This is a genomic window from Psychrobacter fjordensis (assembly GCF_904845995.1).
Lineage (GTDB): Bacteria > Pseudomonadota > Gammaproteobacteria > Pseudomonadales > Moraxellaceae > Psychrobacter > Psychrobacter fjordensis.
On sequence record NZ_CAJGYP010000002.1, the window covers coordinates 353,204 to 378,652 of the forward strand.

At 41.6% G+C, this 25,449-nt stretch carries 15 protein-coding genes and 1 tRNA gene; 6 read left to right on the forward strand and 10 right to left on the reverse strand.

Annotation, left to right across the window (positions count from 1 at the left end):
• Positions 1–843: 843 nt before the first annotated feature.
• Positions 844–1,941, reverse strand: a complete 1,098-nt coding sequence (locus JMW61_RS10030) for a WG repeat-containing protein (protein WP_201550954.1) — start codon at positions 1,939–1,941, stop codon at positions 844–846.
• A 350-nt stretch (positions 1,942–2,291) separates the two neighbouring features.
• On the opposite strand from JMW61_RS10030, the gene JMW61_RS10035 reads away from it, so the two are divergent.
• From JMW61_RS10035 to JMW61_RS10045, 3 genes are read left to right on the forward strand one after another with little or no spacing between them, the layout of a single operon-like run.
• Positions 2,292–2,855: a hypothetical protein gene (locus JMW61_RS10035; RefSeq protein WP_201550956.1), complete on the forward strand. Its 564-nt coding sequence runs from the start codon at positions 2,292–2,294 to the stop codon at positions 2,853–2,855.
• A complete protein-coding gene (locus JMW61_RS10040) occupies positions 2,855–5,185 on the forward strand; it encodes a hypothetical protein (protein WP_201550957.1) in 2,331 nt (776 codons plus the stop codon). The genes JMW61_RS10035 and JMW61_RS10040 overlap by 1 nt, the downstream gene beginning before the upstream one ends.
• Positions 5,178–8,432 (forward strand): site-specific integrase, encoded by a 3,255-nt coding sequence (locus JMW61_RS10045; protein WP_201550959.1) that lies wholly within the window; start codon positions 5,178–5,180, stop codon positions 8,430–8,432. The genes JMW61_RS10040 and JMW61_RS10045 overlap by 8 nt, the downstream gene beginning before the upstream one ends.
• Positions 8,433–8,495: 63 nt before the next feature.
• On the opposite strand, the gene JMW61_RS10050 is transcribed toward JMW61_RS10045, so the two are convergent.
• The 8 genes from JMW61_RS10050 to JMW61_RS10085 all read right to left on the reverse strand — a co-directional run bounded on the left by JMW61_RS10050 (position 8,496) and on the right by JMW61_RS10085 (position 19,171).
• Complete coding sequence (locus JMW61_RS10050; protein WP_201550961.1) at positions 8,496–9,767, reverse strand: tyrosine-type recombinase/integrase; 1,272 nt, start codon at positions 9,765–9,767, stop codon at positions 8,496–8,498.
• Positions 9,768–9,938: 171 nt separating this feature from the next.
• Positions 9,939–10,015 (reverse strand) — tRNA-Ile (locus tag JMW61_RS10055).
• A 94-nt stretch (positions 10,016–10,109) separates the two neighbouring features.
• Positions 10,110–10,922, reverse strand: coding sequence for a pteridine reductase (locus JMW61_RS10060; RefSeq protein WP_201550963.1), 813 nt, complete (start codon positions 10,920–10,922; stop codon positions 10,110–10,112).
• Between the two features lie 21 nt (positions 10,923–10,943).
• Positions 10,944–12,140 carry a tRNA nucleotidyltransferase gene (locus tag JMW61_RS10065; RefSeq protein WP_201550965.1) on the reverse strand — a complete coding sequence of 399 codons (1,197 nt, stop codon included), beginning with the start codon at positions 12,138–12,140 and terminating at the stop codon, positions 10,944–10,946.
• Between the two features lie 198 nt (positions 12,141–12,338).
• Positions 12,339–14,657, reverse strand: coding sequence for an NADP-dependent malic enzyme (locus JMW61_RS10070; RefSeq protein ID WP_197217482.1), 2,319 nt, complete (start codon positions 14,655–14,657; stop codon positions 12,339–12,341).
• Between the two features lie 521 nt (positions 14,658–15,178).
• Positions 15,179–16,645 carry a protein adenylyltransferase SelO gene (locus JMW61_RS10075; protein WP_197217480.1) on the reverse strand — a complete coding sequence of 489 codons (1,467 nt, stop codon included), beginning with the start codon at positions 16,643–16,645 and terminating at the stop codon, positions 15,179–15,181.
• Positions 16,646–16,827: 182 nt separating this feature from the next.
• On the reverse strand, positions 16,828–18,006 hold the full coding sequence (locus JMW61_RS10080) for an acyl-CoA desaturase (RefSeq protein WP_197217585.1): 1,179 nt from the start codon (positions 18,004–18,006) through the stop codon (positions 16,828–16,830).
• A gap of 433 nt (positions 18,007–18,439) precedes the next feature.
• Positions 18,440–19,171, reverse strand: coding sequence for a glycerophosphodiester phosphodiesterase (locus JMW61_RS10085; protein ID WP_201550967.1), 732 nt, complete (start codon positions 19,169–19,171; stop codon positions 18,440–18,442).
• 360 nt (positions 19,172–19,531) lie between these two features.
• Between JMW61_RS10085 and JMW61_RS10090 the strand changes: the two genes are divergently transcribed.
• Positions 19,532–20,455 carry a hypothetical protein gene (locus JMW61_RS10090; protein WP_201550969.1) on the forward strand — a complete coding sequence of 308 codons (924 nt, stop codon included), beginning with the start codon at positions 19,532–19,534 and terminating at the stop codon, positions 20,453–20,455.
• Between the two features lie 115 nt (positions 20,456–20,570).
• On the opposite strand, the gene JMW61_RS10095 is transcribed toward JMW61_RS10090, so the two are convergent.
• Entirely contained in the window at positions 20,571–21,167 is a 597-nt protein-coding gene (locus JMW61_RS10095) for a cob(I)yrinic acid a,c-diamide adenosyltransferase (RefSeq protein WP_201550971.1), read from the reverse strand.
• Positions 21,168–21,649: 482 nt separating this feature from the next.
• Between JMW61_RS10095 and cysS the strand changes: the two genes are divergently transcribed.
• Together cysS and JMW61_RS10105 are read left to right on the forward strand one after the other, a co-directional pair.
• A complete protein-coding gene (gene cysS / locus JMW61_RS10100) occupies positions 21,650–23,110 on the forward strand; it encodes a cysteine--tRNA ligase (RefSeq protein WP_201550973.1) in 1,461 nt (486 codons plus the stop codon).
• Between the two features lie 152 nt (positions 23,111–23,262).
• Positions 23,263–25,314, forward strand: a complete 2,052-nt coding sequence (locus JMW61_RS10105) for a mechanosensitive ion channel family protein (RefSeq protein WP_227687440.1) — start codon at positions 23,263–23,265, stop codon at positions 25,312–25,314.
• Positions 25,315–25,449 lie beyond the last annotated feature (135 nt).

Below are 25,449 nucleotides of genomic sequence, written 5' to 3' on the forward strand. Positions count from 1 at the left end.
CAACTAGCTTGAAAAACTCCGGTATTGCAGTCATTCCTACCATAAGATCATCAAGCGACATCAGTTTGCAGGCTCAAGGAGCACTAAAGGTAACTGCTTTGCAGCGAGGCAAGACAAGAGCTGTGCTCGCAGTGAAACGAGGATTCAAAAGAGCTTATGCTTTAAATCGCTAAGACAGGTGTGGTTTGACTTTTATCGTCAGGCTGCGTAACTAAAATCTCCCAAGTCAATGTCTATAGATTTGACAGTATAGGTCAGCTCTGTGCCTTGAGCTTTAGGTAAGTTTCTCCCAGACACTCATTAATTCTCGCTCACCTTAAAAGTCAGGGTGCAGTTCAGACTTTGTATCGTACTATACAAAGTCACTTCTTAAAGTCTTGATTTCTGACTCATCGCTGATTTTAAATACAGAAAAATACTAAAAGAAAAGGACGCAACATTAGCTGTTGCGTCCTTTTTACATGCATATACTTCTTACAACTGCTTTCATCTATTTAGAAGTACCGCTAAAGATATGAATGTGTTTAGCCATCTAACATTGATGTGAATGGTTGGATGTATAGGCTTCCTTGTAGCTTGAACCATGTGTTATTGCTTGAGATACGTCACGAAAGGTTACCACGTAGCTATTACCATTATTTTTGAACACGGCAGGACATTTCATCGGTTGATCCTCCAATTATCACCTATACAGAACGCACAGTATGGCTCTACATTGCCTTTGAATACTCTAAACGGCAAATAAGAAGGTCATACTGTGACTGAAAGTGCTCTGGTGGTGCATACCTAGCGTTTACGGTGAGTCGTTATTCGCACCAAGCTAAGACATACTGCAACCAATCGCTACCACCCATGATTAAGATCGATTAATTTCTTGTTAATGGCATCGTCAGCTGCTTTGTCCCAATCCTTAAATTTATTGGTCGCCAGTACCTTGCCTGTCTTATCTAATGTGTAGCGAGTAACACCGCTTGGCGAAGTGTTGTACATGTACATAATGCCGTTTTTATAATGACCGTCATCAAATGAATATTGGTCTGTTTCTAACTCAATAGAGGCAGCACTATATTTTGGTTTAACGACATACTTGCCCGACTTATCAATGATGCCCCACTTGCCAGCCTCACCGTCGTCAGAACGAACTGCTGCTAGACCCTCAGCAAAAGGTTTGGCATTGCTCCACTGTGCATTAATAACGTTGTTACCATTTTTGTCGATATAGCCGTAAGTGCCTTCATAATCACTTGGATCTCGGAGCACGTTGTATACAGCCAGACCCTCGCTAAAATAATCCAGTCTATCAAACTCTATAGGCACAACAAGCTTGCCTTTAAGGTCGATAGCACCGTATAGCTGATCTACTGAAACAATCGCCAACCCTTCGGAATAACCCATGATTTGATCGTATCTTGCTTTAGTAATCGACTTTCCAGCCTTGTCGATTGTGCCGTAATCTCCGTCTTTTTGAACAATCGCCACACCGTTCTCAAACTCACTAGCAAAGCCATAAGCGTAAGGGATGACGATTTTGCCTTTCTTGTCCATATAGCCATACACACCGCCATAAGAGCCATCTTTATTGGACTTGTACACTGCAACCAATCCTTCACTGAAACTTTGGTAGATATATTCATCCATACCATTTTCAACATCATACTTAATCGGTATTACCAGTTTGCCAGTAGCATCAATAAAGCCTTGCTTCGCCTTATATTCTTCTGAGCTATCAAGTTCTTCTTTGCCGACATAAGCCATGCCGTCTGACATCTCTCCGCAGCTATCGTATGTTCCAACAGCAACAACGACTTTCCCAGCATCGTTTTTGTATCCGCACCCATCAACGTTGCCTGAGTGATCATAAATGGGATGTACGTCAGCCATAGCCATTGACGCACTAGATAACATGATTGCGCCTAGTGACGCTGTTAGTAATCGATTCATTGTCATATCTGTCCTTGCTTTCTGTTGTTGGTTGGATTGTTCTGCCCAGAAAACCGCAATTAAGCGGCTTAAAGAGGTCGGTAACCAGCTGACAGGGACACTTATTGCTTAGATACTGGAAACTTTACTTCGAACCCCAATTCTAACCTTTTCACCTAACAAAAGCATAAAATGTAATAACCTCTTAACGCTATATTTTCTATAGCGTTAAGAGGTTTTTTTATGTCTAAAATAATACTAACTGTTTAATAGTATTAATTATTTTACGATTTTAAGCCCCACAAAACTAAAGCGTTTGACACCTGAGTGGTTATTATATAACATGAATTATATTCACTAATATTTAGTATATGATGAAAAATAATAAGTTTAAGGTTGGGCAAAAACTTACCAACACTAGTAAGGATGATTTGTATGTACATCCGTACGCTAGAGCCGCTTTATGTGTTTGGCAGAGACTGAGACCTAAAACTACTTATATCAATATGAAGTTTTTGGATAACTTCTACCGTCCACCACTTCGCCTAGTTGATGGAAAGAACGATGTTTTTTATTTCTTTAATGATTTCGAGAGAGTCGATCAGGTCTTAAGATTCGAGAATGATAGTGATTACCCATGTTTAATCATCCCTGAAAGTATCAATGATATTCAGCAGCTAGCATGGCGAGACGTAGTCAGTTTGATTTCCTTGAAAGATGTCAATCACCCTGATTTATTCAAGGCACTGAAAAATAACGCGCCTCAAAGTGTTATATGTCAGTTGATGCGTATTAAGTATTTGACCGTAAAGGAATACTGCCGCTTTGCACGTATTAGCCAGAGCAACTATGAGTATCAACAATGCAAGTTTGCATCAGAAGAGCGTGTCATAGGCATGCCTAAAAGCATGGACTGGCTGAGTGAGGCACGCTAATGAATATGCATAAATTTGATATTGATAATGCTGAATTACAGAGAGTCCTAGAACAGCTAGTACCCTCTAACTCACCGCACTATATAAAAGTGCAAAATCTGATTGTTAATCTGCTGGATATCAATCCAAACTTTTACATGCACATTGGTGAACATGCCAGCCTAGATACACAGGTATTGACACCGTCTGAATGTGAAGCTATTGCCTGTACAGTTATCAAAGAGAAAAGGATTGAGGATTGGGCCGTCACTTATATGCTGGTTTTGTTTTACCAGAGACATGGTCAAGTACATATTAATAATGAAGCATGGCAGTTTATGAGTGCATACCTGCAAGTCATTATTATGATTGCTGCACGTAAAGATGAGCACTCTGCCAAAATCAATCAGCTAAGTGTGCGTCTTAGAATGGGATTAAAGAACAACAACCCACAATCTAAAATCGTCGACAAGTTAATTACTATTCATGCTCAACATGATTCAATGGCAAACGTACTATCAGCGTTACGTCAGTATGAAGCTCAGACAAAAAATGACGAAGCATTGGGCAAAGTCATTAATCAAAAATTGGCGGGTAAAATTGGGCACATACGACTTGCTTATGAAGTGGTTGCAGAGAACAAAGTCTTTGTAGGCAAAACTTATACCAATTCAAAAGATAATGAGCCTAGTAAAGGACACTCTAATACGCTGTACCTTGATAGTACTGACGAACCACTAAGAGCGACAGTATTTGGCAACACCCATAAAGATGATAATGTTGCTTATGATGAAAATATTGCTGACGACGAACCACCTAAACTTTTAGACAATGACTTCAAGCCTTCCAAGACAACAGCCAAATCCTCAGAGTTGCAGCAATGGAAGCTAAAAAATAACTATCGACATGCCCGTCGCAATCAATTTAATTTCCCCACCAATATTCGTCAACTTAGCCTATTAAGCTATCAAATGCTATTTGCTCGGGTGTGGCAACTTTTTACCATTGTCAGCTACAAACAGCGTCAGGTTTATGCAGTTGTATTACTATCAATGCTAAGTGGCCGTAAGGTTCAAGAAGTGGTTTATGAGCTGCAGTTGGATAAAAGTCAGCGCAAATGGCTGAGTCATGAGAGCAGTTCGGCTGCTGATAGTTATGCTATGAGCATCACTATTAACGTGACCTCGAATCGTAGAAGTCACTTATTACCGTATCGTCAGAGTTATGATAATAAATTTAAATTACCTCTGCCAATTAGACTACAAGCAGTTATTGAGCATAAGTTTTTGGTTAATAGTAATGAGGTCGCTGAGGTGCTAGTAAGCTTAAAAATGCAACTAGATCTACCAGCATTATCAAACCAGCATATTGATGCTTGTCTATATACGATTATCAAGAATGAGCTTCATGAGCCACTCCATGCCGAGATTCTGACTGGGGTTGATGTGAAACACAGTTCACCTTTATATTACACCAGCATTGAGACGATAAGCTTAGAGCAGACGTACAGCAATGCTATACATCTATTGACCCAATGTTGTACAGCGGACGCTCAGAATGAAGTTCGACCATTTATTCTATCTAGCACGAAAAGTAATCAGTACAAAAAATATATCGGTAGTGACATGACTTTAAATACTGATATCTGCCAAAGGTTCTTTGATGGTCTTGCTGAGGCAGTTGAGAGTTATAACGGTCGATTAAAACGGAACATTAATATACGGCAGGACCGTTATATTGAGCAGTTTAATGCTTATGGTGTCTGGCTATGGCACATCATATTTATTCAGACTGGAATTAGACCCGTAAAGCATGCGCCTGGGCTTTTAAATCAGTTTGATTTTAGGCAGCGGCTGTTATGGGTGTCCGATAAAGAAGAGCGTCAGGGACAAGGGCAAGGAAGACTCATTCCTCTAAGTGATTTCTTGATCACAGCCATTCAAAACTATATTGAATATATCAATCAATTTGCAGTCCTCCATAATGCAATTTATCCAAATGACCAATTCTCACTAGACGACATATTGAACTCTAAACAGCCAATCATTCAGCTTTTCAGTAAAAATCCTAAAGGGTTTTCTGGTATTGCGCCTAGTAAAATTCGTTATCAGACAAGGCATTTTTTTAGCCATCAAGATAATTGGCTAAGGCATCAATTACGCTCAATGCTAACAAATAAGTCTCCTGAGAATTTAATCTGTGCCTTATATGGTCATGAACATCCAGATCAGGAGGCTATGCACCCCATGTCGTCACTATCGATTAATGAGCTAAAAGAACTATCTGCTGACTTAGATAAAGTTGCAGTTGAGCTTAACCTACGACAAGTTGAGGTGACTATATATGGATAATGCCGTTGCTCATCAGTTAAGAGAAGAAAACAGAAGCAAAAGTCATGACGCTATCAAAAATGAGGCGAAAGTTTTGATAGCGTCGTATGTTGATGACAATCACATAACCACAGAAACAGACCTAACTGAATGCTATCAAGCAATCGATAACGTGCTTAAGGCGCGCTTTGATACCGCGCATACTTACTATTTAGCTAGACAAGGTTTTTTAGCATTCATTCGAAGTTACAACAAAAAGAATGGTACTGATTTAGATGAACCTGTTGTGCCTGTCATAGCTGAGCGCGATAATTTAATCATCTCTTATGACTGGATGGTGAATGGCGCTCAAGTAAGCCTTGCTAGTCAGCAAATGATTGAAATATGGCAACGAAAAAGAAGATTCTCAAATAATGACTTAATTGAGTCAGCACTCTACTGTAGCGTGATGTATGGTGGATTGAATGACGTAGACGCACTAAAAGCACTCTATCAGTGGCTGCTAGGCGAACGTGAGATATATCAATTGCAGCTACCAGCAACTGATGAATTATCAGGTTCAGGTGTCAGTAGCGAGAGTTTGGCGCTAATTTTGCTCAGTATTGATGATGACAATTACGGTTGTTCTTATACGCAAGGATATACCTCAGAGGATGTATCTGCTACAAGCTTACAGCGCTATATAGAGTACATACCTGATGATATGACACTTTGCTTTTTATACGCGCTAAAAGATAAAAAGTTAAAAAAAGAAAAAGAAGATGTGAAGTCGTTTGAAACCATTATCAGTGATATTTGTAAAAAGCTAAAACTACAAAATAAAGATAAAAGCAAACCGCATTTATCGCAGTTAATAAAATACGCTGACTATCATTGGCGGCAGATGAAGGGTGCCGATATAGATAGTGCGCTGTCTATTGTTAGACAGGGAAAAATTAAAACGACTGGCTTAACTACAAATAAGCTTATTAATTATAATCAAGAGGTGATTAGCTCAAACCCGCTACCACTTACGTGGTCAGAGCTGTTTGTAGCAAGTTATTCAGGATCAAATAAAAGAAGTACCAATAAAAGTAATTATCCAAGCTTTAGCAAAAATCTTGTTAAAAAGGTGCAAGATGCTCTCAAATGCAGCAGGGTATCAGCTATTTTGCATATAGAGTTATTACAACAGGAGTTCACTCAACCGAATGCCATGCGTCTTTTAGGGTGGGTAAGAAGCTTATTGAACACTAGCAATAACAGGTTAAATACCATCAGTAAATACGTGGGCTGTATTGGTCGTGATTGGCTGATGCTAACGATGGATGAGACTCTTGATGAATGGTCGGATGAGGACTTTGAAGCTATCTATGAGGAGATTATTCAAAGTAAGATTAAGGATGGTCGTAAATCTTCGCTACTTAAAAAAGATTCTGATTTCAACGATGAAGCTATAAGTAACATAAATGAAGATGCAGGCATTATCGAAAATGAGGTACCTGATTCCCCAAGCGTATTAAATGAGCTGGCAAGTGACATTAAAGTATCTTACTTAGATCAGCTTAAAGATACTCAAAAATTTACCTATGGTCGCCTGAGAGCATTTCATGATTATCAAATAGAGTATTACGATGCTCCATATGTGTATTTTCCATGGGGTAATAAACGTCAGGTTATAAAGGCGAGTATGATATCGCCTCGTATATATCATGCGATGAAAGAGTATCTGGTCACCTCGGATCTAGACTATGAACAGAAAAACCTTTGCTTAGTAGTCTTAAATCTGGCATACCGAACAGGAATGCGAATAAAGGAACTCATCGGTATTAAAGTTGCTGATGTAGCAGATATCTATGCTGATGAGCATGGACAACGAATAGAGCAACCACAAATATGGCTAAGACCGAATCGCTATCGAAGATTGAAAAGTAGCAGTGCAAGTAGGCTTATACCGGTTGATTGCTTACTTAAGCAAGACGAGCTGGAACAATTTATTCAGTTATATTATCAGCAGAAAAGACTGAAGCGACGTTACTTGTTTTCTCAAGGATCAGGTGATCAGCCGTTACCCAGTGTATTTTTTAGCAATCTCATGAAGTTAATTTGGGATAGATTGCTAGGAGAGCACGACTTCACATTTCATAGCTTTAGACATACTGCTATTAGTCAACTGGCATTAGTGCTACGTGAATCTTCATTGGCACAGGTGATGACGGATTATAATAACGACCAGTGCGAAAAAATAGTGAAAGGAATTCTTGGTTATCACAAAGAGCAGGGCGCTTGGTTTGGGCTGGCAAGTCTTGCAGGGCATTTAACGTGCGACACAACCTTCGAGCATTACATTCATACTGCTCACTTGCTAGCAGGGGAACAGCTCAGCAGAGCGTGCTTGCAGCTACCTATAGCCGTTTTAGAGTTAATAACAGGGCTTGGTTATTCAGCTATATATAGACAAAATAAAACTGCTTATGATGCAACGACAAAGATGGTGCAGCTAAATAAGATAAGACCATATTTACTTAAAAAGATAGCTTCCAATAAAGTATCATTATTCAAGAATATAGATGAACCTGAACATAATGCTAGCCAGCAACTGTTAAACGATAATTTGAATGGATTTAAAGAGTCGAATACAAATTCAATTTTCATTCATCCTAAATATTCGGACGTCATAGGTTTTTTAGAGGAATTACAGAAGTTAAATATCAACTCTAGAAATGAGCTGTTACCTGAGATTGCTATTAGACATGGTATCAGTCTAAATGAATCTAAATGTTTATATCTGCGCGCTAGCGAGCTGTTTGATGATGACAGGCTATTACTAAGTAGGCCTAAAGGTAACAAAAATCAAGAAGTAATAATTAGAGCATTGGATAGAGCTTATCAGATGTCCACAAAGAATCCTGAGAAGTTGAGAATGTTTATTGAAATATTTGCACATAAACATAACTTAAATAACTCATCGATTCATTTTGGTATTAAGGAGACCCAGCTTGAGACGCTACAGAGTTTTATGCTAATAGGTTGTCAGCTTATTGATGCCAGTCATTGGCAGGTTAGGGCATATAGCGAGCAAGTTGTAAGTGATGTTAAAAAAGACTTGAGTCTGAACAGCTCAATACGTGTCGGTGCTCGTGAAAAATTCCACGGCTATGAGGTAAGGGTAGTGCAGAAAAAGCGTAAACGTTCTGATAAGAATTTGGCTATTACTGATGATTACTACGCTTCGTCGGGGGTGCTCAAATACCTAGGTTATTTGTTAATGGTATTGGCTATCTTTTAGTGAGATTTTAAAAGCTATGGACTAGGTTCGGTCTATAAATTTGATAAGAATTGCAGCTTTGATCTATATGAGTGCTTTTATGAAATCGCTTTGTGTCATGCCAAGATGCTCACAGTAAAAGGACTCTATTGAGTTTAAAGCGTCTCTTAACTGTCTTTGTGACACTTGAACATACTGTAGGGTAACATCATCGCTTGATTTAGTTTCGCGGTGATTGAGCAAGCGTTTAAGGACTGGATAGCTGATGCTTAAGCTATTAGCTACCGTTCCAAAAGTACGGCGTAAGTCATGTGGCCTGATATGTAGATCGATTTGTTTATCTATAGCTTTATAACTGGCACTCAAATCCTTTACATGGTCGTCGCTGGCTTGCAAAGCGCTTGGAAACACCCAACGTTTACCAGTGCTTAACCTCCACCTTTCTTTAAGTATAGCGTATAAAATATCACTAGTAGGTATCTCATGATTGTACCCATTTTTTGTATCTTTGAATGTTATTTTACCAACTTTGAGATCGATATCTGACCACTTTAAAGACTGCGCTTCGTTTAAACGCACGCCAGTCAACATAAAAAACAACATGATATCTCGTGCATTATTGCTATGAGGTGCTTGCATGTGTGAGCTTCTATCAACATAATTCAAAAGTGTTTTGAGGTACATACCTAAATATTCTTCTTCAACATGTTTAGTACGCGGCTTAACTATATTCCAATCTTTCTTGGCGTTAAGTATGCGTACTGGTTGCTCTTTAATTAAAAAGTCTTCGTTATCATCTAAAAAGCTATCACGGCAATAATTCCAAACTGACCTTAGAGCTCTCATAGTTGCGTTAGCCTGAGCTTTACTATGCTTGCTTATCTCTTTATGTTTATCACTTATCATTGACTTAGATATATCGTTTAAGGATACATCTAGCCAGTCTTTCAGATTCTGTAGTATTTGACGATCATAATCAGTAATAGTACTTTCAGCTAATTCAGTCTTTACTGATTTAAAGTAGGTATAGGCATCTCTTAGTGTTGGTACATTATTAGTCTTATCTTTATGCTCTTCCAAGTTTTCATGAAGCCCGTCATAAACATGCATACCTTTTTTTATATTTACCATCATTATGCTGGCTTTTTCACGTGCTTCGGTTAGTGTAATCAAGTGTGTTTCTTCTACTTCATCTCGATATAGCTTTCCATTTATGCGCTTATGTAATGTATAGCGTTTAGACTGCTTACCTACACGTAGTGCAAATCCAGTCAATACATCATCCATATAGATATCAGTACCTTTAGCGGTATAGTCTATTGAATCAATAAATTTTTTGGTAAGTTTAACCTTCATATATCACCCATGTAGCAGCAAATAACCATAGTGTTAGTAGTTATCATACTTTAATTACTGCACGGGTCAAAGTATCAAGATAGTATCAAAAAATTAATGACATCAATGTGTTCGCATAAATTTTAGACAATAAAAAACCCTTACAAGTCAATGACTGTAAGGGTTTGAATTTGGTGGGCCCAGTAGGACTTGAACCTACGACCAAAGGATTATGAGTCCTCTGCTCTAACCAACTGAGCTATGGGCCCTAACGCTAGACGGACAATGATACCTGATTTTTTGAATTTTTCAAGCAAAAAATGGGCCATTATCAAGATATTTTTTATGAAGTGCCATTTTCTATTAAACTTGACCACCAGCTAGGGTTAGACTGCGACCACCATCAACAGTAATAATCTCACCAGTGAGGTAATGGGCCTGCACAAGATACAGCACGCTATGGGCAATTTCATCAGGTCGACCTATGCGCTGCATAGGGATTGAGCCGATGATACTTCGTTGCTGATCATGATCCAATGCTTGGTCGCTATCAGTGTCAGGTAAGATATTGACGCCAGGTGCGACGCCATTGCCCCGTACCTCTGGTGCCATCTCAAGTGCTAAAGACTGCACCATCATACGATGAGCCGCTTTTGCCATATTGTAGACAGTATAATTGCTAAACGGCTTATCATGCGCGTGAATGTCCAGTAGGTTGATAATACAACCTTGCTGGTTTTTAAGGTAAGGAAATAGTGCTTGGCTCAATAATAAAGGCGCTTTGGCATTGGTCAAAAATAGCTCGTCCCACTGTGCGTGATTAATGCTGCCAAGTGGGCTAGGATAAAAGCGAGAAGCATTGTGTACCAATACATCTAGTTGGCCAAAGGTTTCTACAATATTTTTGACGAGTGTGCTCAAAGCGTTGCTATCATCGACGATGGCTAAATCGGCGATGATAAGCGATGCACTATCCGCACGCAGACTATTCAGCTGTGTGGCCAATACTTGGGCTTCTGATTCACTATGATGACAATGAATAATGACTCGATAGCCTTGGCTGTGAGCGGCTCTAATAATCGCTGCGCCAATACGCTTAGCACTTCCTGTGACGAGCATCACTGGCGCTTTGGCATTGATGCTTTCTGATTGGAGGGCGTCGATGGTTTGATTCATAGCTAAGATACTATCTGCTCTCTAATGTTTTTTATGTGAGTTCTGTACTTGTAAATGCTCAATTCTAGCTTGCCGCAATGCCGCACCAATGGCTGGGCCCTTGAGGTCTGCTGCTATATCTGTCATGCCGATAGCATGAAAGCTATTTAGCGCGATCATCATCTGACGATGTTGCACTGCCAGTTGTAGGACATGACTACACACGAGTAATTGAGACAATTTATCAGGCTCTTTATGAGCCCCGCAGGTTTGTACAAGGTCTATTTTTTCAGCAGCGCTCAGGCTATTTATCTTGCTGAGATTTTCGGATTGTTGTACAAATAAATTGGCAAATTGGGTGTGTGCTTTTGGTACCTTAGTCATGTTGCCAATCTCATTAATATCTTTTATATTGGCTGATTTGTTCGCATTTTCGTTTATAGGCTCTGAGGTAAATAGAGATGGATTAAGGCTACTCATTAGCAGTGCCCAACGCTGTGACAGACTCAATTTCATTTGCCCTGCAAAATATAGCGCAGTCTGTACCGTCTCTCGTATCTGAGTAGTAGCCCAAGCCTGATGCAATGGCGCAAAATATTCTGTCAGTGCATCGATTTCGAACAGCTGCTGCCAGTAGACTTGGGGCGATAATTGCATAGTTGCACGGCTGGACTCTTGCCAAATGCGTTCACTACTTAGATGTGTCAGCTCACCTGAATCGACCAGTTGACGCATTAGCGTCAAGGTATCTTCTGCGATACTGAACCCTAAATCATAGTAACGACTATAGAAACGAGCTGTTCGGAGCACGCGTAATGGGTCTTCGCTAAATGCACTGGATACATGGCGCAAAGTTTTGTTTTCTAAATCAACCAGTCCACCGTAATAGTCAATGACGTCACCATTGGTAGGGGTGTCATCATTTAGGCTAGTGACTTCTATTGCCATGGCATTGATGGTCAAGTCACGGCGTTGTAAGTCTTCTTCTAAACTCACATCAGGGCTGGCATGTATGCTAAAGCCTTGATAGCCTAATCCTTGCTTTCGTTCCGTGCGTGCCAGTGCGTACTCTTCATGACTGTTAGGATGCAAAAATACAGGGAAGTCTGCACCGACTTGCTGGAATCCTGCATCGATCATTTCTGCAACGGTTGCACCAACAACCACAAAGTCTTTATCTTTGATAGGACGCTTTAGGAGTCGATCGCGAACAGCTCCGCCCACAAGGTATATTTGCATAAAAGCCTCTGTTTATTTAGCAAAATGTCATTGTACTTATTATCGCTGTATTGATTAAATTATCATCAGCTCAGTTTTCATTGATCAAAAAAAACAGCCAATGCTTTATAAGTCGCATTGACTGGTTTTAGTATAGCAGACGGGGTTCTGTCAGTGGATGATAGAACCCATCTTAATCATATTGCATATGATAGATGACTATTTTTCGCTTTCTAAGTCTTGAGCTTCAGTCACTGTCAGTGCAGTCATGTTGACGATACCACGTGCAGTCGCTGATGGTGTCATGATGTGTACTGGCTTATTGGTACCTAATAAAATAGGGCCAATAGAAGCACTGCCAGTTGCTGTTTTGAGCAGGTTGAAGGCAATATTCGACGCATCAAGTGTTGGTAAGATGAGCAAGTTCGCTGCACCTTTTAACGGACTTGATGGCATATCGTTTAGACGGATATGCTCATTCAGCGCCGCATCACCTTGCATCTCACCATCAAACTCAAAGTCTACATTCATATCTGTTAGTATCTGGTATACCTTGCGCATTTTAACAGCGCTGGTACGGTTTGATGCACCAAAGTTAGAATGAGACACTAGCGCGACACGTGGCGTGATACCGAAGCGACGTAATTGGTCAACTGCCAACACTGTCATTTCAGCCAACTGTTCAGCCGTTGGATCTTCGTGAATATAGGTATCCGCGATGAAAATGTTACGATCTTGCATGAGTACCGCATTCATCGCATAGAAGTCGTTCATGCCTTCTTTTTTGCCGATGACGCTTTCAACGTATTTTAGATGCAACTGGTAATGGCCAAACGTACCACATACCATGCCATCTGCCGCACCATTTTCGACCAATAACGAGCCAATCAATGTGGTTTTGCGACGAACGTCACGGCGCGCAAGCTCGATGCTGACACCGCGACGTTTGTTTTGCTCGTAGTAGCCCTGCCAGTAGTCTTTATAACGAGGGTCATCATCAACGTTGACGATGGTAATATTCTCGCCATCTTTTAGACGTAAGCCCAGTTTTTCGATATTGGCTTCAATCACTGAAGGACGACCAACCAAGATAGGCTTCGCTAGTTTCTCATCAACGACCACTTGCACAGCGAGCAAGATATTGTTGTCTTCGCCTTCACAGTAAACAATACGTTTTGGATCAGATTTGGCACGAGCAAAGATTGGCTTCATCACAAACGCAGAGTTATAAACAAACTCAGACAAACGCTGACGATAGGCTTGCATGTCATCGATAGGCAATGTGGCAACGCCTGAATCCATGGCAGCTTGGGCGACCGCAGAAGCAATCTCAATGATTAGATTTGGCTCTAGAGGTCCTGGAATTAAGTAATCACGACCGAAACTTTGCATTTTTTCGATGTTACGAACGCTTGCAGTTGGCGTTGCTTCAACGTGTGCCATCGCAGCGATTGCTTTTACACAAGCAACTTTCATTTCTTCGTTGACAGTAGTCGCACCAACATCTAGTGCACCACGAAAGATGTAAGGGAAGCATAGTGCGTTGTTTACTTGGTTTGGATAGTCTGAGCGACCTGTTGCCATGATGACGTCTGGACGTACGGCATGTGCCAATTCTGGCATGATTTCAGGCGTTGGGTTGGCAAGTGCAAAGACGATAGGGTCTTTGGCCATACGGCGAACCATATCTTCAGACAATGTACCAGGCATAGATAAGCCCAAGAACATATCGACATCGTCCATGACTTCTTCGATAGTGGTCGCAGTCGTCTCGCGTGCATAGCGCTGTTTGGTTTCATCAAGATTTTCACGAATGGTGGTGATGATACCGCGTGAATCTGAAACAAAGATATTGTTTTTATTCACACCAAGTGCGCAAATGATGTCTAAACAAGAAATAGCAGCAGCACCGGCACCCGAACAAACCACTTTAATTTCTTCGATTTTTTTGCCAGTAATCAACAACGCGTTGAGCATCGCTGCAGCAACGATGATTGACGTACCATGTTGATCATCATGGAATACAGGGATGTTCATGCGCTTACGCAATTCACGCTCAATTTTGAAACATTCTGGTGCTTTGATGTCTTCTAAGTTAATACCACCAAAAGTAGGCTCAAGAGAGGCGACTGCTTCGATGAATTTATCTGGATCGTTTTGTGCAATTTCGAGATCAAAAACATCGATACCTGCGAATTTTTTGAATAAAACGCCTTTACCTTCCATGACAGGTTTTGATGCCAATGGACCAATATTACCTAGACCCAGTACCGCAGTACCGTTAGTGATGACGCCTACCAAGTTGCTACGAGCCGTATATTTAGCTGCTAGCGTCGGGTCTCTTTCAATTTCAAGACAAGGAACCGCTACACCAGGTGAGTAGGCAAGCGCTAAATCGCGCTGGTTAGCCAGCTGCTTAATAGGCGTGACTGAGATTTTACCCGGGCGCGGGAACTCATGGTAATGCAAGGCAGCTTGTTCAAACTGCTCTTTTTCTGTCGTAAGGTGATCCGTATTCAAATGGGTATCGTCATTCATAATAATTGCCATGGTTGGAATAAATTGGAATAAAGTAAATGGAGATAAAAAATAACGTTTTACCCTCAAAAAATCATGGAATGATCATAATCTAAGGGTACATTGACATTAAAAACTAATGATTACAGACATAGTAACCAACGATTAAAGACAAGCTTAAAAATGTAATTTAGTAAAACCATCATTCTAGCACTATTGACAATTCACGCCTAGTCAACAGCCGTGAATTGTCGGAACAATATAATAAAATGATATTCATTATTTATCTCATTGATGATGCCAAAAAACAGAGCCAAATACCAACCTTAACCCCATAATGTTTCAAAATATTACAGAATGATAGACTCGGGTATGTCCTCACTTTAAAAGTGGAAATAAAAATGAGATGAATTGCCGCCAAACATTGTCAAATAGCTGGTTAATATCGAGATATTAACCAGCTATTTGACAATGTTTGGCAAAATTTAGCCGTTTTTAGCCCAGTTAGATGGCTATCGTTTGAATTGAGGACATGCCCTAGATTAAGATGAGCAACTAATCGGCTCTTGTGGCGTATGAGGAAGAGGGGGTGCAATATCCAAATCGGTGGCGATATCTTGTACATGGTAGGGGTTCGCCAATAACTTAAACACTCGATTGACTTCTTCAAACTGACCTTGCTCTGCCGCTGTGATGGCACGCTGCGCCATACTATTACGCAATATATAAACAGGATTATTACCGGTCATCTCGTTGATGACTTGCTCAAGTGGCAGTTGCTGTATTTGAGCCACATAACGTGTCGACCACGCTTGCCATACTTGTGTTGCCTCATCGTTAAGCTCAGCAGTCATGGTCACCAGTAGCTGCTGCTCATATGGATGAGCGCTTGGTGCGACTAATCCCAGTAGCGCGCGGAAGCTATTGGTATAATCGAGCAAGTTATCTTCTAATAACGTTAACCACTCAAAAGCCAATCTCAGACTATCGGACTCGTGCGGTAACCCAAGTTTACAGCACAATCCTTGCTGATAATGCTGCATAAAGGTCGCCTCATAAGGCGCCAAACAATCGGCTAATGCCTCCCGAGTGACACCCTCTAGACGCATAAAGTGTGGTAACCAAGCATTGAGATTCCAATGACCGATAGCAGGCTGGTTTTGATAAGCGTATCGACCTGTGTGGTCAGAGTGGTTGTTGATCCAAGCAGGGTTGAATCGTTCCATGAAGCCAAAAGGCCCAAAGTCTAAGGTGCTACCTGTAATAGATAAGTTGTCTGTATTCATAACACCATGAGCAAAGCCAATCAATTGCCAGTCAGCAATCATCCGTGCGGTACGCTCAACCACGGCGGTCAAAAATGCCAATATAGGTTTTTCGCTATCGCGGCACTCTGGATAATAAGTGTCGATCATATAGTCGGTGAATTCAGCGAGTAAATCAGGGGCAAAACTGGTGATCCATTCGATATGACCGAGTCGAATATGACTATCAGCCACGCGCATCAACGCCGCACCAGCTTCTATGCGCTCACGACGTACTCTGGTATCGGAGACCACAAATCCTAAAGCGTTAGAGGAGGAAATACCCAATTGCGTAAGCGCATGACCACATAAATATTCACGAATAGTACTGCGCAGTACAGCGCGTCCATCGCCCATCCGTGAGTAAGGCGTGAGACCAGCGCCTTTTAGATGTAAGTCTTGCGGTTGATTATTACTATCGATTACTTGCGCCATCAATAGGCCACGACCATCACCCAATTGTCCTGCCCACTGTCCAAACTGGTGACCAGCATAAGCCATAGCCAACGGTTGAAACTCAGCTGGTACGTATTGACCACCGAGTATCTCAACCCAACGAGTCATCAAGCCATCATCTTCTGACCAGCCCAATTGCTGTGCAACTTGTGTATTGAAATGACCCGCACGTGGATTATCTAATGCCGTTGGCGATTGCTCATGATAGAGGCGTGTGTCTAGGTTGACATAGGTATTTTGATAACGCATATGAGCCGTTCCCATTTGAATATCAGAGTAAAGGGATTACTATAACATAGCCGTCATATGACATCGTGTCGCTCTGTCCATCTCTTGTAATACTAAAGAAAAAAATCCCCCTATCCATGACGGATAGAGGGAAGGAGAAGCTTTGCAATTATCAAAATAAATCAGCGCTATATTATAGGTAATTAAGCTGCTTTTTTACTCATACCAATAGAGCGAAACGCCGTTTTTAGATTGCTATTATGCTCAAGTATTTTTTGCTCAATCTTGGCATAGTCATGCTTTAGCTTATCATCAACTTCATGCAATCGATCAGCATATTCTGTCTTTTTCAACTCAATTGTTTGAGCTTTCAGTGCTTGCCATTCTTCGACAGTTTGTATAAATGCATCGTATTCAAACTTAATACGATCTTGGAAGCTCTTCATCGCATGAGGAAGATCAAGGCCAGTACTGGCTACCGTATCAATCTGCTGTTGGGCGGCCTTGAACTGCATTTGTACTTCGGCATGCTTGATAGTGGTGTCATCAACAGTACGTAGCTCACTGGTTAAGCCTAGCTTTGATAGGCCAGCAATCAACCATTTAGTTGGATCATACTGCCACCATTTTACGCCATTACGATAATCGTATTGGAAGAAGTGATGGTAGTTATGATAACCCTCACCCCACGTAAAGATAGCTAAGAAGAAGTTATCACGAGCAGTATTGGTATCAGTATAAGGACGGCTACCAAACATATGACATAACGAGTTGATGAAGAAGGTAAAGTGGTGCGTCAGCACCAGACGTAGTAAGCCTACGATGACCAAAGTACCCCAAACATCACCCAATAACCAACCGATCGCGGCGACTGCACCGATGTTCAATGCCGCAACCCATAAACCGTAATATTTATGCTGAATTTGCAGCGTTCTATCTTTGGTTAGGTCAGGGATATTTTTATAGTCAAATTTACCACTAGGATAATTGCGTAGCATCCAGCCCATGTGACTGAAGAAAAAGCCACGCTTTGCTGAGTACGGATCTTCTAAGCGATCATCGACATGACGATGATGCGTACGGTGACCAGAAACCCAGTCAAACGCTGAACCTTGTACGGCAAAGGTGGAACCTAGCAATAAAAAGTTTTTGACAATCGGGTGTGCTTTATAAGCACGATGCGATAGCAGGCGATGATAACCAGCAGTAATACTGATACCTGTCCATACCATAAAGGCACCAAATACACCCCAAACTGGCGCGCTAACTTCATGAGTCAACAGATACCATGGCGTAATGATAGCAGCAGCAATAGGCGTGGCTACTAATATAGACGCTGGAATCCAATTGATTGGCGCTTTTGTAAACTCAAACTCACGCATATCAATGCTGCTATCTTCAGGAGCATCAATTTGAACGGCAGTGTCAGCGTAGTTGCGCTTTGCAACTGGCTGCTCATTAAGCAAGTTACTCTCATCAAAACGCGTTTTAAAACGTGTGACTTGAGTGCTGGCAGCTTTCACAAGAGTATCACCAGATCTGATAGCGAAACGTAAGCCTTTCAGCGGTAAGCCAAGTGCTTTTTTTGCGATCATATAATATCCCTAACGGTATTAATTTAAGTCTCTATAGTACCCTAAAAACCTAACAAAGTGAACACTTATACACTATAAAAATATTGCTAAATAACAATAACTTGTATGGATTATAGAATGTATTAGTAGAAATAACCTGTGACTTGTCAGGCATTAAGGAAAAGTGTAAGTAACACTAAAAATATGTAGGTTTTTTGAATGAACGAAATGAGAAATAGATTTATGGTTTCAACAGCAAGTGGCTTGGAAAATCAGTAATAATAACATCGGTTTGCCATTTTATCAGCTGTTCAATGATATCCGTGTCATTGACCGTCCAAGCGCTTACGGGCAGGCCGTAACGGTGACTACGTTCAATGACAGACTGGTTAATTAAAGGGTAGTAAATACCCAACTGGCCACAGCCAAGTTGCAGCGCAGTATTGGTTGCGGCTGTCAGCGCTTTAGCTGTATCAATTAACAGGCCGCGTGGTATATGCATTAATAGCTTGCTGCGTTGCAGTCGAGCATGCAATTCCATATCAAAACTGGTTAGTGCAATAGGAAGATTGGCAAATGGGCTATCAATTAAATTATGTGTCAACGCTCTCATTAATTTGGGGTAATCGGTGCGGCTATGTGTCTTAATCTCAAGCTCAATGTGCGTAAAATTACTCAGCAAAGGCGCCATACTGGCTAATGGAATGATTTGATGTTCAAACTGTCGTTGGCGTTGAATCTCTACCATACTTAGCTGATCGATACGTGATTGCTGACGACACATACGTGCCAAGTCATCATCGTGAAACACGACTAAATGACCATCAGCGCTCAGTTGCACGTCAAACTCCACTCCTGTTAACCCGTGAGCATTTAGACGTTGGGCATGCTGAAATCCCATAAAGGTGTTTTCTAATGCTTCGCCACGAGCGCCTCGATGACCGAGTAAGCGGGTGTTTTTTATATTTATCATTATTTATATGGCCAGCTGTTTTTATGAGTAATCATATAGCCTCATATAAGCAGCGTCTAATAAAATTTGTAAAACAGACAGTTGATAGTTTTCTCTTTTGTTTGTCAGCGGTAATAATTCAAAGAGGTACTTACCTTGAATTCGTAGGCATGTATTTGTTATGTTTTTGCAACCAAGTGTAGGTTTTACCCATTATGTGGGACGTTATTTGTATATCCATGGGCTACACTAATGACCATTTCATCCAAACACCGTATAATAATCTGGTTTTCAGACCTATGGCAGCTAGAGTTGCGGTTTGAACATCAATCACTGTCCTTCAGTGGCGGTACGAATTAGTAAATTGGGAGCAGAATCAATATGAGCGTAGCAAATAAGAGTTTAAGCAAGTGGCAGAAAGTCGCTGGAATTGGTATCGTATGTAGTTTGGCGCTTGCAGGCTGTGATCGCTCAGAGAAAGAAGACAGCACTGAGGCGGCAGAGCTCACAGAACAGGATTCGACCGTTACTGAAAACACATCAGCCACTGCCGTTAGCTGTGATGATCCAATGGTACAAGATCGTCTCAAATCGGCTCTAAAGAATACGCTCAGTCAGCAGGCACAAACGTTGGCTGCCAACTACGCAAACGATGCTCAGATCAATCTTGCTAGTGGTGCCATCACTGATAAAATGAACGGTATTGTGATTGATGTACAGAATGCAGCGGTATTGCAACAAGCCAATGCAAATGGTATGACGACTTGTCAGGCAAGCGTTAGCATGACGCTACCAAGCGCTGATTTGTATCAGGCTAGCCAAGTACAAGCGGCCAATAATCAGCCAAGCTTGCAGTCACGTTTAGCACAAAACAATATTCGTATTAATAACAACATGCTCGTTGATGACGCTTTCACTTATGTCGTAGGCACTCAAGGTGGTCAGGTACGTACACGTATCGCTGGACAACCAGCATTAATGACCATCGTTGCTGATGTAATGGCAGGCTCTGTGTTCCAGTCAGCAGTGGACAGCCAACGCGCCCAACGTGCTGCTACTCAGGAAAACAACAGTCAGCCAGCACAGATTCGTGAGCCTAGAGCAGTCACGCCCGTTGAGCCGACTCGTCCTGCTGAGCCTGCGACGCCGCCAACCATCAATAAGCCAGCAGAAACCCAGTCTAGCCCAGCAGCGAACAATCAAACGACTACGTCTGAGCCTAAAACGCCAGCAAAACCAAAAGAAGTACCTAAAGATGAATCTATTGATATGATAATCATCGAAGACAGCACTGCTACTTACTAAGCTATTTACTAATTAGTCAGTCAGCCCAAAAAAATGATTAGATGATAAGTACAGAAAAGCCCGCAACTTTAATGCTGCGGGCTTTTCTGTATCTTACGGTGGCAATATACGGTGGCTATTTTTTCTCAGCAAAATCTTTTAATACCTGACTGTCCCATAGTACTTCAGAGACTTGCTTGGGGTCGGTGCAAAAACGAGCAGCGACAAACAACCAGTCAGACAAGCGATTGATAAAGCTTACTGCTGTACGGCGAATGGCTTCTGGACGTTGTTGCTGTAACAGCACTGCTTGACGCTCAGCACGGCGACACACACTACGCGCGACATGTAATTGGCTAACCAATATAGAACCTGTCGGTAAGATAAAATCTTTTAGCGGTGGCAAGGTGGTATTCATGGCATCGATCTGTTGCTCTAACCATTCAATATGAGTGGCATTGACCCCTTCATATTCTGGCATAGCCAGTTCACCACCGATATTGAATAGTAAGTGCTGAATAATGATTAAGCCTTCAGAAAATTCCTTTGCAATAGATTGGCCTTTATTGCGTTGTAACTGGGCGCGCACCAGACCAATGTGTGAGTTAAGCTCGTCAATATCACCCATGACGTTGAATATGTCGTCAGCTTTACTGAGACGGCTACCATCTGCCATACCTGTGCTGCCGTCATCTCCAGTACGTGTGTATATTTTACTCAAGCGATTGCCCATATCTAAATCCTTAATCATTTTTGTGATGGAATAGTGTTAGTTGCGCGCTCATTGTAGTATTTTATGGCTGTTTTCGCTAAGATAATGGGTTAAGTTTTATATCACGGTCATTATATTTGTGACGACAGTAGTTTATATTGCCTGTTCATCAAACGCAGGCAATCTTTTTACTTTTTATTTAGGGCATGTTGAACATTCAACCATGGCACTGACAGAGACTATTTTTTAGACAGTTCGACGTTAAAAATAGTAAGTTTAGTTGTTCTAAGCGTCTATTTTTAACCATGAAATGGCAAAAAAGAGTCCTGTCTCTTCGAGCTGATACTAAAACGGCTCCATACTGTGTTGTAAATCTTGTTAAGGCACGAGCATTACCGTCGTTTTACGCCTTGTCTGGAACCGTTTTATTAATCAGCAGTGCCTATTTGTGAATATTCAACACGCCCTAATCAATTTTATTTATATTAAAAGGCTTTTTAATCATGACCACACCTCTTGCCGATGCAATGTCTCAGCTTGCGATTTATGACTCACTGACTGGTGGTAAACGCCAGTTCGTACCACTCAAAGCAGGGAAAGTAGGCATGTATGTGTGCGGTATGACCGTTTACGATTATTGTCACATTGGCCATGCACGGATGATGATTGGCTTTGATATGGCAGTACGCTGGCTAACACAGTTGGGCTATGACGTTAATTATGTGCGTAATATTACAGATATTGATGACAAAATTATCGCGCGTGCAGCTGAGAATGGCGAAGAGATTGGCGCACTCACACAGCGTTTTATTAAAGCGATGCATGAAGACTTCTCTGAACTTGGCTGCTTATCACCTAATGCCGAGCCGCGGGCAACAGATCATATCGATGAGATGCAGCAAATGATCGAGACGTTGGTCGAAGGTGATTATGCGTACGCAGGAGACAACGGTGATGTTTATTATGCTGTTGACAGCTTTGCTGACTACGGTAAGTTATCCAAGCGTAATCTGGATGATATGCAGGCAGGTTCGCGAGTTGATGTTGAAAATGATAAGCGCAATCCGTTTGACTTTGTATTATGGAAAGCTGCCAAACCTGAAGAGCCTCAGTGGGCATCTCCATGGGGACAAGGACGTCCAGGTTGGCATATTGAATGTTCAGCGATGTCGACTAAGTGCTTGGGTAATACCTTTGATATTCATGGCGGTGGTCATGATTTACAGTTTCCACACCACGAAAACGAGATTGCTCAATCTGAAGCGGCAACTGGTTGTGAGTATGCGCGTAACTGGATGCACGTTGGTTTTATTAATGTCGATGGCGAAAAAATGTCTAAGTCGTTGGATAATTTTTCAACCATTCGTGATGTCATCGCCCATTTTCATCCTGAAACGTTGCGATTTTTCTTATTGTCGAGCCATTATCGCAGCCAAGTCAATTTCTCTGATAGTGCGTTGGAAGAAGCACATAATAGCCTAAGCAGGCTCTATAACGTTCTAAAATTGGCAGAACAGTTAAAGGGTGAGACGCTCATAATTGATGAAGCGTTGACTACTAAAGCCTACAGTAGTGAAGCTGGGCAAGATTTTATCAAAGCGATGAATGATGATTTTAATAGCTCAACCGCAATCAGTGTCTTGTTTGGGCTGGCACGTGACATCACCAAAGCCATTAAAGCTGAAGAGATAGACACCGCATGGCAGTCAGCTCAGCAATTAAAGGCATTGGCGCAAGTGCTCAATATTCTACAGCAGCCAGTACAGCAGTTCTTGCAAGCTGTGATTGGTGAACAGGCAGATGATGGTTTAACGGATACGGCTATCGATGGTTTAATCATTGAACGTGCAGAGTCTAAAGCCAACAAAAACTTTGCCCGTGCTGATGAGATACGTGAACAATTAAAAGAAGCTGGTATTGAGCTCGAAGACAGCCGTGCTGGTACGACATGGCGCCGCGCTTAAAGTAATTGTGTTACAGAATACCCATACAGATAGTCATAAATTAAGTCAGCTTTAAGCTGGCTTTTTTTGTAGACTTAACAAAATATAAGAATCATCTTCATGAAGGACAGCCTTTGTATGCGACTCTCACATAAATTACTGGCCGTTAATCTATGAATACCCTCAAAAATCGAGCTGCTAGTAGCCATAGTATAGCCACTGATGTGTTTGCTAATACTGATGTCAGTATGGATGTCAATAAGCGTAATAATGCCGCGTCTGACGTGAAGGTTTATAACCTGCGGTCATTGCTACTCGCTTTTTTTATTCTTGTGATTAGCGCTGTTTGCCTACCTGTTAGTGCAGCAATTAATGACAATGCGCAGGCTGCAAGCGAACAAGGCGCAAGTGAGCAAGATAGCGCCCAGTCATCAAGCACACCTGACAATCTCGCTGAATATGCTTCTCAAAAAGTCAATGATATGAGAGAGGATAGTGTTGGTCTCTCTGGTGTAGTAGAAGAAATATTTGACCCTACTGAGCGTAGTGCGGTCGAACAGGCAGGCAGGCTACAAGGGGACTCAGCACTGACAGGAGAGTATAGTGAGAGCTACTACATACTCGATAAGCTGAATGTCGGACTGCCACCATTGTCTGAGCCACCCAATTTAGAAACGCCGCTTGCAGCCTTAGAGTTTTTTCAATCAGCAGTAATGAAGCAGCAGTACGATTTGGCCGCTTATGCGTTAAATATGAACTTGATTGATGAGAAAAGCCAACGTGGCCGTGCGCTTGATCTGACAAAGCGACTGGACTTTCTATTATCTGAAAAAGAGCTGTACGTGTTCGACGACATGCCAGATCGTCCCGACGGTCTGATTGAGCCACCACTTGGTAATACTAGCAGTGTCATGGGCATTGCTAGACGCTCTCTTCAGCTTGGATACATTGATTATCGAGAGCGCCGTGTTCCTATCTATTTGCAGCGAGTGCGAGTAGGTGAGGGAGCGCCTATTTGGGTGTTTTCTGCGCAGACGGTTGGCAATATTGATAATCTCTATGAGCAATATCATCCCGCTGAGTTTGAACGTTATTTGCCTATTTGGTTAAAAATAAAGACATTCGGGATTGCGCTATGGGAGTTTTCAGCGCTCATACTGTTTTTCTTATTAACCATGAGTGTGGGCTGGCTACTCAGTAAAGGCACTGAAAAAATCATCAATCATTATATCGATGATGAAAAGTACAGCATGTATGTTGGTAGCACCAATGGCGTAGCAGATTTGGTTAATAAACTGACGGTACCTTTGACCTTTACGATCAGTTTTTCACTCGTTTTCACCTTAGTTTCTGGCGGTTTTCCTTACCTAGATGCAGTTGCCTCATCCACTCGTCCCCTTATTTGGATTGGACTGGTATTCAGTACCATGTGGTTAGGTATTCGCATTATTAACTTCTTTGCCAACCGTTATCAAGACATGCAGATTGAGAATTTGGCTGAAGAGCATTTCGATAAGGAGCGTCGCCGCCGTACTTATGTCTCGATATTCCGCCGTGTCTTTATCTTTGTTATGATTTTGGGGAGCTTTTGGATAGGACTTAGTGAGTTTGCCAATATGGAAGGCCTTGGTAAGACCTTATTGACTTCAGCAGGCATCGCAGGTGTGGTCATTGGTATCGCCGCCCAGCCAATATTGGGTAATATTATCGCAGGGGTACAAGTGGCAGTAACTCAGCCAGTACGGATTGGCGATAGTGTGATAATGGATGGCAATTTTAGCACCGTTGAAGACTTGCGTTACACTTATGCGGTACTAAAAACATGGGATGAGCGTCGATTAATTGTGCCAATGCGTGAATTGATCACTGATAGGGTGGAGAACTGGTCACATACAGAAGTACATCAGACCTGTCCTGTTTTCTTATATATTGATTATGGTGCAGATATTGACGCTATTCGTCAGCAGTTTATCTCGATGGTCAAAGACAACAAGCTTTGGGATAACAAAACGGAGCCTGAAATATTTGTCGTGGAGGTGACAGAAAACACCATTCAACTGCGCGGTGCTGTTTCAGCGGTAGGTCCTATAGAAGCATGGACGTTAGCCTGTGAGATACGTGAGCAGATGCTAGGTTACTTGTATAAGCAGCAAAATAAGTATCTACCGACAGAGCGTTTTACTTTAACAGAAAGCCAATCTAGTCAATCCTCTGTAAAAGAGTGACCACGTTAACCTTGTTTGAAGTATCACATATATATCTTCACTGGGTTTCCTTGATTCTCTTTTGAACTAAATCAATTATAGTTACAAAAGAGAGCTATAAGCCGTAAAAGAAAGTTATTGGTATCAAAATAGAGC